At 65.9% G+C, this 12247-nt stretch carries 11 protein-coding genes and 1 pseudogene; 6 read left to right on the forward strand and 6 right to left on the reverse strand.

Annotated elements, in window-relative coordinates; genetic code table 11:
- Window positions 1–110: 110 nt before the first annotated feature.
- The 3 genes and pseudogenes from CAG41_RS15035 to CAG41_RS15045 all read left to right on the forward strand — a co-directional run.
- Window positions 111–2033, forward strand: a pseudogene (locus tag CAG41_RS15035) (ATP-dependent DNA helicase RecQ); the annotation flags it as partial.
- A gap of 230 nt (window positions 2034–2263) precedes the next feature.
- Entirely contained in the window at window positions 2264–3490 is a 1227-nt protein-coding gene (locus CAG41_RS15040) for a 3-hydroxyacyl-CoA dehydrogenase (RefSeq protein ID WP_085639434.1), read from the forward strand.
- A gap of 83 nt (window positions 3491–3573) precedes the next feature.
- Window positions 3574–4005 carry a thioesterase family protein gene (locus CAG41_RS15045; protein WP_085581946.1) on the forward strand — a complete coding sequence of 144 codons (432 nt, stop codon included), beginning with the start codon at window positions 3574–3576 and terminating at the stop codon, window positions 4003–4005.
- A 66-nt stretch (window positions 4006–4071) separates the two neighbouring features.
- On the opposite strand, the gene CAG41_RS15050 is transcribed toward CAG41_RS15045, so the two are convergent.
- From CAG41_RS15050 to CAG41_RS15065, 4 genes are all read right to left on the reverse strand, one after another.
- The gene (locus tag CAG41_RS15050; protein WP_085581944.1) at window positions 4072–4551 is read right to left on the reverse strand and encodes a YMGG-like glycine zipper-containing protein; all 480 of its coding nucleotides are present in this window, start codon (window positions 4549–4551) and stop codon (window positions 4072–4074) included.
- 278 nt (window positions 4552–4829) lie between these two features.
- A complete protein-coding gene (locus tag CAG41_RS15055) occupies window positions 4830–7178 on the reverse strand; it encodes an FdhF/YdeP family oxidoreductase (RefSeq protein WP_085581941.1) in 2349 nt (782 codons plus the stop codon).
- Window positions 7175–8014 (reverse strand): formate dehydrogenase accessory sulfurtransferase FdhD, encoded by an 840-nt coding sequence (fdhD, locus tag CAG41_RS15060; RefSeq protein WP_085581939.1) that lies wholly within the window; start codon window positions 8012–8014, stop codon window positions 7175–7177. Before fdhD ends, CAG41_RS15055 begins: the two co-directional genes overlap by 4 nt.
- Window positions 8015–8106: 92 nt before the next feature.
- Complete coding sequence (locus tag CAG41_RS15065; protein ID WP_085581937.1) at window positions 8107–8994, reverse strand: LysR family transcriptional regulator; 888 nt, start codon at window positions 8992–8994, stop codon at window positions 8107–8109.
- Window positions 8995–9133: 139 nt separating this feature from the next.
- Between CAG41_RS15065 and lysM the strand changes: the two genes are divergently transcribed.
- Complete coding sequence (lysM, locus tag CAG41_RS15070) at window positions 9134–9574, forward strand: peptidoglycan-binding protein LysM (protein ID WP_085581934.1); 441 nt, start codon at window positions 9134–9136, stop codon at window positions 9572–9574.
- A 40-nt stretch (window positions 9575–9614) separates the two neighbouring features.
- On the opposite strand, the gene yrfG is transcribed toward lysM, so the two are convergent.
- Complete coding sequence (gene yrfG / locus CAG41_RS15075; RefSeq protein WP_085694911.1) at window positions 9615–10277, reverse strand: GMP/IMP nucleotidase; 663 nt, start codon at window positions 10275–10277, stop codon at window positions 9615–9617.
- Between the two features lie 87 nt (window positions 10278–10364).
- On the opposite strand from yrfG, the gene nudE reads away from it, so the two are divergent.
- Window positions 10365–10931: an ADP compounds hydrolase NudE gene (nudE, locus tag CAG41_RS15080; RefSeq protein WP_085581930.1), complete on the forward strand. Its 567-nt coding sequence runs from the start codon at window positions 10365–10367 to the stop codon at window positions 10929–10931.
- A gap of 11 nt (window positions 10932–10942) precedes the next feature.
- Complete coding sequence (cysQ, locus tag CAG41_RS15085) at window positions 10943–11770, forward strand: 3'(2'),5'-bisphosphate nucleotidase CysQ (RefSeq protein WP_085631918.1); 828 nt, start codon at window positions 10943–10945, stop codon at window positions 11768–11770.
- Window positions 11771–11775: 5 nt separating this feature from the next.
- Here cysQ and CAG41_RS15090 read toward each other — a convergent pair whose 3' ends face one another.
- Window positions 11776–12231, reverse strand: a complete 456-nt coding sequence (locus CAG41_RS15090; protein WP_085581926.1) for a YiiD C-terminal domain-containing protein — start codon at window positions 12229–12231, stop codon at window positions 11776–11778.
- Between the last annotated feature and the right edge of the window lie 16 nt (window positions 12232–12247).

Here is a 12247-nt window from a genome sequence, read left to right on the forward strand (position 1 = left end):
CCTTCGGCGGGGCTGTATCATTCCGTATCGATTTGCTTTGCGGGCTCCCTCGACTCGCTGCGGTCGTCCGCTAGGCTGTGGTCACGTCAGCAGTCAAGGAGCGACAGCCCATGCACGACACCCTGAAGCGGGTCTTCGGTTATCCACAGTTCCGTCCCGGCCAGGAGGCCACGGTCAGCGCGGTGCTGGCCGGGCGTCCGGCGGCGGCTATCTTCCCCACAGGCTCGGGCAAGTCGCTGTGCTACCAGTTGCCGGCATTGCTGCTGCCGCACCTCACCCTGGTGATTTCTCCGTTGCTGGCGCTGATGCAGGACCAGTTGGCGTTCCTCGCGCGCCACGGCATTGCGGCCGGCAGCATCGACTCGGCGCAAAGCCGTGACGAGGCCAATGCCGTGATGGCCCGTGCCCGCTCCGGCGAGCTGAAGATCCTGATGGTTTCGGTGGAGCGCCTGAAGAACGAGCGCTTTCGCCATTTCCTCCAGCAGGTGCCGATTTCGCTGCTGGTGGTGGACGAGGCCCATTGCATCTCGGAGTGGGGCCACAACTTCCGGCCCGACTACCTCAAGCTGCCGGACTACCAGCGCCAGTTCGGCATTCCACAGGCCCTGTTGCTGACCGCCACGGCGACGCCGCAGGTGATCGCCGACATGCAGGCCAGGTTCGCCATCGCCGCCGGGGATGTGGTGACCACGGGCTTCTACCGGCCCAACCTCGACCTGCGGGTGGAACCGGTTCAGGGGCAGGACAAGCGCCGCCGGCTGGTGGAATGGATGGGCGAACGTGCGGGCCGGCCGGGTATCGTCTACGTCACCCTGCAAAAGACCGCCGAGCAGATCGCCGAGCATCTGGGCCGTCACGGGATTCCCGCCGAGGCCTATCACGCCGGCTTGCCGGGGGATCGGCGGGAGGCGGTGCAGAAGCGCTTCATGGCCGGGCAGACCCACTGCATCGTCGCCACCATCGCGTTCGGCATGGGCATCGACAAGCGGGACATCCGCCACGTGGTGCATTTCGACCTGCCCAAATCCATCGAGAACTACAGCCAGGAAATCGGCCGCGCCGGGCGTGACGGGCAACGATCGGAGTGCCTGGTGCTTGCCAACCGCGACAGCCTGAACGTGCTGGAGAACTTCGTGTACGGCGACACGCCGGAACAGGACGGCATCCGTTGCGTGCTGGACGAAGTGCTGGCGGCCGGTCACGGTCAGTGGGAGTTCCTGCAGGGCCCGCTGGCGGATCGGAGCAATATCCGTGCGCTGCCGCTCAAGACGCTGTTGGTGCAACTGGAACTGAAGGGGCTGATTGCGCCGCGCTACGCCTATTACGCCGAGTACCGCTTCAAGTACCTGCTGGAGCCGGAGGCGTTGCTGGAGCGTTTCGACGGCGAGCGCCGGGCCTTCGTCGCAGCGCTCATCCAGGCCTCGCCCCGCGCGCGCACCTGGGCCACGGTGGACTTCGACGCCTTGTCCCGACACTACGGCGCCGAGCGGGGCCGGGTGGTGAAGGCGCTGGATCACTTTCAGGAAAAGGGCTGGATCGAGCTGGAAAGCAAGCAGATGACCGAGGTCTACGTCGTGCTGGACAGCGGCTTCGACAGCCAGGCCTTGAGCCGCGAGTTGCATGGGCATTTCTCCCGCCACGAGCGAACCGAAGTGGCGCGGATACACGCCATGCTCGAGCTGTTCGCCTCTGAACGCTGCCTGGGGCGCCGACTGGCCGAACACTTCGGCGACCATGACGCGCCGGTGCAGTGCGGGCACTGTTCGGTATGCAACGGCCAGGTCGCAACGCTCCCCTTGCCGCCGAAGCTGCCGGCGCTTGTGGATAAGTCGTTCGCGGCATTGTGCGGGGCTTTTATCCACAGGCACGGACAGCACACGGGCAACCCACCTTCGGCGCAGCGGCTGACCCGGTTTCTCTGCGGCATCGGCGCGCCGTTGTTCACCAAGCTCAAGGCGCGGACGATCGCCGGCCATGGGGCGCTGGAAGCCTATCCCTATGCCGAGGTGCGCGCCTGGGTGGAGCGGCACCTGTCCGGTGGCTCCGACGCTGCGGTGATCGCAGGTTCCGCATTCACCCATGATCCCTGTGAGAGCCATCCGGCCGGCGAAGGCTTCAGCCCAGGCGCCGCATGGCTGGGTCAAGACGGTGGCGTGGCCGCATCCATCCGCTGAATGTCGATCATCACGGGAACGGGCTTCTAAAACGGCCGTCGGTTGACTAGGGTGAAACCTGTCTTCGGGTCGCCAACAAGAGAGCCGCAATGAGCCAGACATCCTTCGAAATCCGCCAGGCTGCCGTGATCGGCGCCGGCACCATGGGCCGCGGCATCGTCATGTGCCTGGCCAATGCCGGCGTGGCGGTGCAGTGGGTCGACAACAATCCGCAGATGCTGGAGCAGGCGCTGGCCGCAGTGGCCGACACCTATGCCCACAACGTGCGCCAGGGGCGCATCGGGCAGGACGAGGCCGACGCCCGTGTCGCCCGCATCACCTCGGCGGCGGACTACATCGCGATCCGCAATGTCGATCTGGTGATCGAAGCGGTGTACGAAAACCTGGAGCTCAAGCAGAAGATCTTCCGCGAGCTCGACGGCCTGCTCAAGCCCGGGGCGCTGCTGGCCAGCAACACCTCGGCGCTGGACATCGATGCGATCGCCGCCGCGACGCGGCGGCCGGCCCAGGTGCTGGGCCTGCATTTCTTCAGCCCGGCGCACATCATGAAACTGCTGGAGATCGTGCGCGGCGCGCAGACCTCGCCGGCGGTGCTGGAGGCAGCGCTGGCGCTGGGGGCGCGCATGGGCAAGGTCAGTGTGGTCTCGGGCAATTGCCACGGTTTCATCGGCAACCGCATGCTGCACCCGTATGTGCTTGAAGCCCGCAAGATGCTGCTGGAGGGCGCTTATCCACAACAGGTCGACGCCGCCTTGCAGGGCTTCGGCTTCGCCATGGGCCCGTTTCGCATGTATGACGTGGTCGGCATCGACCTGGAGTGGCGGGCCCGGGAGTTGGCCGGCAAGGGACAGGACGCCCCGGAGATCCAGGTGGACAACCGCTTGTGCGAACTCGGGCGGTTCGGCCAGAAATCCGGCAGCGGCTACTACCGCTATGAGCCGGGCAGCCGGCAGGCCGAGCATGATCCGGAGGTGGACGCGCTGGTGCTGGAGGTCAGCGAACGGCTGGGCTTCCATCGTCGCGTGATCGGGCCTGAGGAGGTTCTGGAGCGGTGCTTGCTGGCGCTGGTCAACGAGGGGGCGAAGATCCTTCAGGAAGGCATTGCCCGCTGCGCCCATGACATCGATCTGGTGTACCTGAACGGCTACGGTTTCCCGGCGGACAAGGGCGGGCCGATGGCCTGGGCGGATTCCCAGGGGCTGGCGGACATCCACCAGCGCTTGCTGGCGTTGGAGACACGGCAGGGGGATCAGTGGAAGCCGGCGCGGTTGATCGGTGAGCTGGCGGCGCAGGGCAAGGGATTCGCCGATGACTGAGACCCCGTCGCGAGCTTGCCGGCGATTGGGAACGGCACGGATTTGACCTTAGACTCACCACCCGACTTCAGGAACTGACACCGATGTCCAACCCGATGCCGCAACGCAGCGACTACCCGCACTTCCAGCCGATCACCACCCGCTGGCACGATAACGACGCTTACGGTCACGTCAACAACGTCACCTATTACAGCTTCTTCGATACGGCGGTGAACACGTACCTGATCCAGGTGGGCGGGTTGGATATCCATGACGGGGAGGTCGTGGGGTTCGTGGTCAGCTCGTCGTGCGACTACTTCGCTTCGATCGCGTTTCCGGACCTGATCGAAGTCGGTCTGCGGGTCGGCAAGCTGGGCAACAGTTCGGTGCAGTACGAACTGGCGGTGTTCAAGGCCGGCGAAAGCGAAGCCTGCGCCGCCGGACAGTTCGTCCATGTGTTCGTCGACCGGGCCAGCAACCGGCCTGCGCCGATTCCGCCGCAACTGCGGCAGGCACTGGAAGGCCTGGTGGTGTGACAGGCAAAAAAAACGCAGCCTTCAGGCTGCGTTTCTCGGTTCACCGGGCAACGGGGCGCTGAGGCCTCAGTCGCGGTAGTAGCGGTGATGCTTGCGGTGGCCGTAGGCGTGGCCACGGCCAGGGTGATGGTCGCGGTAGTAGCGACGGTCATCGTGACGGCGGTCGTAACGACGGTCGTCGTCATCGCTCTTGTTGCCCATGTAGTTACCCAGCGCGCCGCCGGCGCCGCCGCCTGCCGCTGCGCCGATCAGGCTGCCGGTGGTGCCGCCCATGCTGCGGCCGACCACGTTGCCGCCGGCTGCGCCCAGCGCACCGCCGATGGCGGCTTCGCCGCGGCTGCGTTTGTCTGCGCCGACCGCACTGCCGCCTGCGCCGCCCAGGGCCGCGCCGATGGTGGAGCCGGTGCTGCCGCCCAAGGACTGGCCGACGACCGAACCAAGCACCCCGCCCAATGCGCCGCCCACGCCTGCTTCAGCGGTGCCTCCGGCAGAGGCGACGCCACTGACCAGGCCAAGGGACAACAAGAGAATCGAGGAGAACTTCATAGCGGAGCCTCAAAGGGATGACGGCGCGATCCTGAGGCTGTGGAATAGGCGTGACAATCGAAATCCGACGAGTAGCACGACTTGTGCACAATTCGCTAAGTTATTGTTTTTTGGTTGGAACTTAACCGATTTTCACCGGTCTTTAGCTACTTCGAAAAGGCCGCTTTCATGCAGAAGCGGCCTTTTTTGTGGGCGTTCGAAAATGCGCCGGGGCGAGGGAGCTTGACCCCGAACGGGAGTCCTTCGGACTCCAGCGGGAGCGAGCGCCCTCATCACCATTACGCAGACTTGGACATGATCAGCCCGGTTTCGCTCGCAGCCTCCAGGCGGATCGCGATGAACTTCGAAGTCGGCGTATGGCTGCCGTCGCCGACGCTTTCCAGCGGCACCAGCGGGTTCACTTCCGGGTAGTAGGCCGCCGCCTGGCCGGCGGGAATGTCGAACGCCAAGAGGGTGAAGCCCTTCACCCGACGCTCGCGGCCGTCTTCCCACAGCGACACGATGTCGGCCTTCTGGCCCGGCTTGAAGCCCAGGCGGATGATGTCGGCTTCGTTGGCGAACAGCACGTCGCGCTGGCCCTTCACGCCGCGGTAGCGGTCGTCGAGGCCATAGATGGTGGTGTTGTACTGATCGTGGGAACGCATCGACTGCAGGATCAGGTCCGGCAGTTGCCCCGTGGCGCGGGTGCGTTCGTGGATCAGATCCTTGGGCAGGGCGTTGGCCTTGAAGTTGGCGCGGCCCGAGGCGGTGTTCCACTTGCGGGCGCCGGCGGTGTTGCCGAGGTAGAAGCCGCCCGGGTGCTTGACCTTCTCGTTGAAGTCCTTGAAGGCCGGAATGGTGTCGGCGATCAGGTCGCGGATGCGCCGATAGTCGGCCACCAGCCAGTTCCAGTCCACGGGCTTGCTGCCCAGTGTCGCGGCGGCGATGCCGGCGATGATCGACGGTTCCGAACGCATCTGGTTCGACAGCGGCTGCAACTGGCCGTTGGAGGCGTGCACCATGCTGAAGGAGTCTTCCACGGTGACCGCTTGCGGGCCTTCGCCCTGCAGGTCGATGTCGGTGCGGCCCAGGCACGGCAGGATCAGCGCGTCCTTGCCGTGGGCCAGGTGGCTGCGGTTGAGCTTGGTGCTGATCTGCACGGTCAGGTCGCAGTTGCGCAGGGCCTGGAAGGTGCGCGGGCTGTCCGGGGTGGCCTGGGCGAAGTTGCCGCCCAGGCCGATGAACACCTTGGCGCGGCCTTCGGCCATGGCGTGGATCGCCTCGACCACGTTGTGGCCGTTGTGGCGTGGCACCTTGAACTGGAAGCGCCGCTCCAGGGCGTCGAGGAACGCCGCCGGCGGACGTTCGTTGATGCCCATGGTGCGGTCGCCCTGCACGTTGCTGTGGCCGCGCACCGGGCACAGGCCGGCGCCGGGCCTGCCGATGTTGCCGCGCAGCAGCATCAGGTTGGCGATTTCCTGGATGGTCGGCACCGAGTGGCGGTGCTGAGTGATGCCCATCGCCCAGCACATGATCACGTTCTTGCCCTTGGCGTACATCCGCGCGGCCCGTTCGATCTCCACCAGGGTCAGGCCCGATTGCGCAACGATCTGTTCCCACGGCGTGTCGTCGACGACGGCCAGGTAATCCAGCACGTTGACGCTGTGTTCATTGAGGAAGCCGTGGTCGAACACGGCGGGGGCACCGGCCTTCTGCGCATCGCGCTCCCATTGCAGCAGGAACTTGGCCATGCCGCGCAGCACCGCCATGTCGCCGCCCAGGGCCGGACGGAAATACGCGGTGTTGGTCGGCTTGTCGCCGTTGGTCAGCATCTCCAGCGGATGCTGCGGGTGCTGGAAGCGTTCCAGGCCACGTTCCTTCAACGGGTTGATGCACACCACCTGGGCGCCGCGCTTGACCGCCTCGCGCAGCGGTTCGAGCATCCGCGGGTGGTTGGTGCCGGGGTTCTGGCCCCAGACGAAAATCGCATCGGCATGCTCGAAGTCGTCGAAGGTCACGGTGCCCTTGCCGACGCCGACACTCTGCGCCAGCGCCACGCCGCTGGCCTCATGGCACATGTTCGAGCAGTCGGGGAAGTTGTTGGTGCCGTAGGCGCGCACGAACAGCTGATAGAGGTACGCCGCTTCGTTGCTGGCCCGGCCCGAGGTGTAGAACTCGGCCTGATCCGGGCTCGACAGGGCTTGCAGGTGCCTGCCGATCAACGCGAAGGCGTCGTCCCAGGCGATGGCCTTGTAGCGGTCGGTCTCGGCGTCGTACACCATCGGCTCGGTCAGGCGGCCCTGGTACTCCAGCCAGTAGTCGCTCTGCTCCAGCAGCGAGGTGACGCTGTGCTTGGCGAAGAACTTCGCGTCCACCCGGCGCTTGGTCGCTTCCCAGTTCACGGCCTTGGCGCCGTTCTCGCAGAACTTCACCATCCCGCTTTCCGGCGAATCGCCCCAGGCGCAGCCGGGGCAGTCGAAGCCGCCGTTCTGGTTGGTCTTGAGCATCATGCGCAGGTTCTTCAGCGCGTTGTCGCTGGTCAGCCAGGCCTGGGCCACGCTGATCAGGGCGCCCCAGCCGCCGGCCGGGCCTTTGTACGGCTTGTAGCGCGGGACGGGTTTCTGGTCGGCTTGATGATGTTGGCTCACAGGTGTTTCTCCCTTTCTGGGCTGTACACCCGCGGCGCGTTCTTCTGCGGCAGGTGGATGAGATTGAGGTTGTGCCGGCGGGCCCACTGCACCGCGAGGCCGGTGGGCGCCGACAGGCTGACGAGGGTCTGGATGCCGGCCCGCAGGACTTTCTGGATCAGTTCTAGGCTGCAGCGGCTGGTGACGATCGCCGCACCGCCGGCTGTGGAAATCTTTTGCCGCACCAGGCCGCCGATCAGCTTGTCGAGGGCGTTGTGCCGGCCGATGTCTTCGCGGCCCAGCAGCAGCTCGCCATTGGCGTTCATGAACACCGCCGCATGCACGGCGCCGCAGTGCTGGCCCAGTGGCTGGAACTCGCTGATGCGCTGGCGCAGGCCGTCGAGCCACTGCGGCGGCGGCAAGGGCGCGCCGGGCAGTTCGGCGAGTTCGGGCAGCGCCTGTTCCACCGCTTCCACGCCGCACAACCCGCAGCCGCTGGTGCCGGCCAGTTGCCGACGCTGTTGCTTGAGGTTCCAGAAAGCGCGGTTGGCGATGGTCACCTGCGCGTACTGCGCCTGGCCTGAGCCGGTCAGTTGCAGGTCATAGATGTCGGCGGCGTCTTCGATGATGCCGCTGCCCAGGCTGAAGCCGACGATGAAGTCTTCCAGATCGGTCGGGCTCACCAGCATGACGGCCTGGCTGATGCCGTTGTAGGCGATCGCCAAGGCGACTTCCTCGGCCAGGGCGGTGGCGGCCGATTCGTTTTGGGGAAGGTCGCTGTAGCTGTAGGTGCGGCTCGCGGCGGGCGCGCCCGTTTCGACAGCAGGCGCCGCGCAGGCAGGGCGCTTGGCGTTCATGGCATCACCGACGGATTGATCAACGTTAAGCCTAGGCGCGTCAAGTTGTCGCGTCTAATCGCTAGTGTCGATCTTCCGATAGATGCCGTCGATCAAGCGGCCGCTGGCGATTTCCGGTACAGCGCGAAACAGGCCTCGGCCAACGCCGAACGGGGCGCCCCGCGCCGCATGATCAGGCCCAGCGGCGCGAGGGTGCGGGCGTTTTCGATCGGTTGCAGGCGCAGGTGATCGGTGAGGTTTTCCAGGCCGCCGTCCAGCGGCATCACGGCGCAGCACAGGCCGCCGTGCACGGCTTGCAGCAATTGATGGACGGCGTCGGTCTGCAGCAAAGGCTGCGGGGTCAGGCCGCGGCTGTGGAAGTTGTGGTCGATGGACTGGCGAAAGTGCATGCCGCTGGTGAGCATGCCCAGCGGCAGTTCGATCAGCGACTCCCAGCTCAACGGCGCCTCGCCGAAGGTGAAGCAGCGCTGATCGTAGAGCAGGCCCATGCGGGTCTCGCTCAGTTCGAGGGACTCGAAGCGCTCGCTGTCCAGGCGGTCCAGGTAGGACACGCCCAGGTCGATGCGGTTGTTGGCCAGGTGTTCGAGGACCTGCTCGGAGCTGAGCGACGACAGCTCGAAGCGCAGGTTCGGGTGCTGCCCGTGCAGCTGGCGCATCAGCGGCACGGCGTCGAAACTCGACAACGGCACGACCCCCAGCCGCAACGTGCCGATCAGGTTGCCGCGGCAGGCCGCCGCTTCGGCCTGCAAGCCGTCGTAGGCCGCCAGCACCGTGCGCGCCCAGGCCAGCACCCGCTCCCCCGGCGCCGTGAAACCTTCGAAGCGCTGGCCGCGGTTGACCAGCGGCAGATCCAGCTCTTCTTCGAGGCTGCGCAGGCGCATCGACAGCGTCGGCTGGGTGACGTGGCAACGGGCCGCTGCCTGGCCGAAGTGGCGGGTCTCGTCGAGGGCGATGAGGAATTTCAGCTGCTTGATGTCCATCTTCGCTCCGGGGCGCGGGTTGTGGGTGGGCGATTCTAACGCCTGTGCGGGGGCAGGGTCATTGGTCGGGCCGGAACCGGCTCCGCGCGGGGTGGTCTAGGCTTTGTCGACTGACCCTTGATTCCATGGAGAGAACACGATGAGCATTTTCAGTTTTGTGAAAGAGGCGGGCGAGAAACTGATCGATCTGCTGACGCCGGGCAACGCCAACGCCGGCGATCAGCTGAAGGATCACATCAGCAAGGTCGGCCTGGGCAACCCGAACGTCCAGGCGACCGTGGACGGGGACAAGGTCACGGTCACAGGCGAAGTGGCGAGCCAGGAGGAGAAGGAAAAGATCCTGTTGGCCCTGGGCAACATCGCCGGGGTCGGCAGTGTGGACGACCAGATCACCGTGACCGGGCCGGTCGCGACGGCAGCACGTTTCGTCACGGTGAAGAAGGGCGATACCCTCAGCGCGATCTCCAAGGCCGAATACGGCGACGCCAACAAGTACAACAAGATCTTCGAGGCCAACAAGCCGATGCTGTCGCATCCGGACAAGATCTATCCGGGCCAGGTGCTGCGCATCCCCGAATGACCTTGTGGCGAGGGAGCGTGCTCCCTCGCTGGTTGGGGCCCTAGAGGCCCTCAATCAGATCCCGGTAATCCCCCACCGCCGCAAATTCTGCCGTGTCCTTCGGCCCTTTGCGGCTGTCCGGCTCCTTCACCGCCAGCAGATGCGCCACGCCGAAACCCCGGGCGCTGCGCAGGATCGGCAAGGTGTCGTCGATGAACAGGCTGCGCGCCGGATCGAAGCGCAGATCCGCCTGCAAGGCGTCCCAGAACTGCGGGGTTTCCTTGGGGAAACCGTAGTCATGTGAACTGATGAGCCGCTCGAAGTACGGCGCCAGTTCGATCCGCTCCAGTTTCAGCGACAGCGAATCACGGTGTGCGTTGGTGATCATCACCACCCGCTTGCCGGCCTGCCTGATCGCCGCCAGAAAGGTGTCGGCGTCCGGACGCAGGGCGATGAGGTGGGCAGTCTCCAGCTTCAGTTCGCGCACCGGCAGCTTCAGTTCGGCGCTCCAGAAATCCAGGCAGTACCACTGCAGCCGCCCCGCGTTGCGTTCGAACAGCGGCTGCAGTTCCATCTGCGCCATGGCCAGGCTCATGCCGTGCAGTTCGGCGTAGCGCCGGGGCAGGTGCTCCAGCCAGAAATGGTTGTCGAAGTGCAGGTCCAGCAGCGTGCCGTCCATGTCCAGCAGAACGGTATCGATGTCGGACCACGGTAATGAAGGCATGGCAACGTCTCGGGGGGTAGAAAGATATCCGACGCAAACAATCGGAAAAGCCGCGTTATAGTAGCGCGTTCACCCAAGGAGCTTCGCATGCGCCAGAAACCCACCGTCCTCGCCCGCGAGATTGTCGCCACCAGCCGGCTGTTCTGCGTCGAAGAACTGAAGCTGCGTTTTGCCAACGGCGCGGAGCGCACCTATGAGCGCTTGGTCGGCAAGGGCGCGGGGTACGGTGCCGTGATGATCGTGGCGATGCTGGATGCCGAGCACGCGGTGCTGGTCGAGGAATACTGCGGCGGCACCGACGAATACGAGCTGTCGCTGCCCAAGGGCCTGATCGAGCCTGGCGAGGATGTTCTGGCGGCGGCCGAGCGTGAGCTCAAGGAAGAGGCCGGCTACGGCGCGCGGCAGCTGGAACACCTGACCGAACTGTCGCTGTCTCCGGGCTACATGAGCCAGAAGATTCAGGTGGTGCTGGCCACCGATCTGTACGAAGAGCGCCTGGAAGGCGACGAACCTGAGCCGATGCGCGTGGACAAGGTCAACCTGCGCGAGCTGTCGGCCTTGGCGCAGACTCCGAACTTTTCCGAAGGCCGCGCGCTGGCGGCCCTGTACCTGACCCGTGATCTGCTGACCCAGCGCGGGTTCTTCAAGCCATGAGTGAGAGCCCGATGAATTTTCCCCATCCGATGATGGCGCCGGTGGTTGAACTGGCCTTGCGCGCAGGCCAGGCGATCCTGCCGTTCTGGCGCGCCGGGGTGGCGGTCACCGCCAAGTCCGACGATTCGCCGGTGACCGCTGCCGATCTGGCGGCGCACCACGTGATCGCAGCCGGCCTGGCGGCGTTGGCGCCGGACATTCCGGTGCTGTCCGAAGAGGACGCCGACATCCCGCAGGCCGTGCGCGCCGGGTGGCAGCGCTGGTGGCTGGTGGATCCGCTGGACGGCACCAAGGAGTTCATCAGCGGCAGCGAGGAGTTCACCGTCAACATCGCCCTGGTCGAGAACGGTCGGGTGGTGTTCGGTGTGGTGTCGATGCCGACCAGCGGGCGCTATTACGTCGGCGGCGCCGGGCTCGGCGCCTGGCGCGGCGACACGGGCGGCTCGCCGCAGGCGATCCGGGTGCGCGATGTGCCGGGGCCGGGCGAGGCGTTCACCGTGGTCGCCAGCCGCCGTCATTCCAGCCCGGAGCAGGAGCGGCTGCTGAACGGCTTGAGCGCCAGCCTCGGCGAGCTGCAACTGGCGAACATCGGCAGTTCGCTGAAGTTCTGCCTGCTGGCCGAAGGGGCGGCGGACTGCTACCCGCGCCTGGCGCCGACCTCGCAGTGGGACACGGCGGCGGCGCAAGGCGTGCTGGAAGGCGCCGGCGGCGAGGTGCTGGACCTGAACGGCGTGGCGTTCAGCTACCCGGCCCGGGAGTCGTTGCTCAACGGGTTCTTCCTGGCGTTGCCGGCGAAGGCGGCGTGGCGCTCGAAACTGCTGGAACTGGCCCGTACCTGACGCCTTCAGCGGTGCAGGACGTATTGGCCGGTGAAGGTCACCGCGTCCTCATCGCTTCCGGCGTTGACGACCCGCGTCTGCAGCGTCAGCCGCGCGCGCCCGTAACGCCGGTACATCGCCAGGAATTTCTTCCATACCGCTGCCTCCGGTTCCGGGCAAACGGCGACGGCATCGCCGGTCACCGGCAGGGGATAGAGGATCTGCCCTTCCTGAATGACGATGTGGCCGTCGGTGATGCCTTCCTCTTTCAGGCGCAGGTGCAGCCAGCCCCAGCCGGCCAGCACCGCGCCGCAGTACAGGCTGCCGCCGAACATGGTGCTCTTGTGGTTGACGTTGGCCTCCAGCGGCAGGTGCAGGCGCAGTTGCCGTTCGTGCCAGTCGAGCACCTTGAGGCCCATGTCCCGGGTCAGCGGGATGTCGTGGTGGAGGACGGATTCCAGGTAAAGGCTGTCGCGGCTCATGTCCGATCCTCTTGCG

The organism is Pseudomonas sp. B35(2017), from assembly GCF_002113645.1.
GTDB lineage: Bacteria > Pseudomonadota > Gammaproteobacteria > Pseudomonadales > Pseudomonadaceae > Aquipseudomonas > Aquipseudomonas ekonensis.

What these genes read in the sequence shown, in the direction of transcription:
- CAG41_RS15045 (WP_085581946.1), top strand. Translation starts at nt 3,574, where the DNA reads ATGTCCAACCCGATGCCGCAACGCAGCGACTACCCGCACTTCCAGCCG.
- cysQ (WP_085631918.1), top strand. Translation starts at nt 10,943, where the DNA reads ATGAATTTTCCCCATCCGATGATGGCGCCGGTGGTTGAACTGGCCTTG.
- CAG41_RS15040 (WP_085639434.1), top strand. Translation starts at nt 2,264, where the DNA reads ATGAGCCAGACATCCTTCGAAATCCGCCAGGCTGCCGTGATCGGCGCC.
- CAG41_RS15050 (WP_085581944.1), bottom strand. Translation starts at nt 4,551, where the DNA reads ATGAAGTTCTCCTCGATTCTCTTGTTGTCCCTTGGCCTGGTCAGTGGC.
- CAG41_RS15090 (WP_085581926.1), bottom strand. Translation starts at nt 12,231, where the DNA reads ATGAGCCGCGACAGCCTTTACCTGGAATCCGTCCTCCACCACGACATC.
- fdhD (WP_085581939.1), bottom strand. Translation starts at nt 8,014, where the DNA reads ATGAACGCCAAGCGCCCTGCCTGCGCGGCGCCTGCTGTCGAAACGGGC.
- lysM (WP_085581934.1), top strand. Translation starts at nt 9,134, where the DNA reads ATGAGCATTTTCAGTTTTGTGAAAGAGGCGGGCGAGAAACTGATCGAT.
- nudE (WP_085581930.1), top strand. Translation starts at nt 10,365, where the DNA reads ATGCGCCAGAAACCCACCGTCCTCGCCCGCGAGATTGTCGCCACCAGC.
- CAG41_RS15065 (WP_085581937.1), bottom strand. Translation starts at nt 8,994, where the DNA reads ATGGACATCAAGCAGCTGAAATTCCTCATCGCCCTCGACGAGACCCGC.
- yrfG (WP_085694911.1), bottom strand. Translation starts at nt 10,277, where the DNA reads ATGCCTTCATTACCGTGGTCCGACATCGATACCGTTCTGCTGGACATG.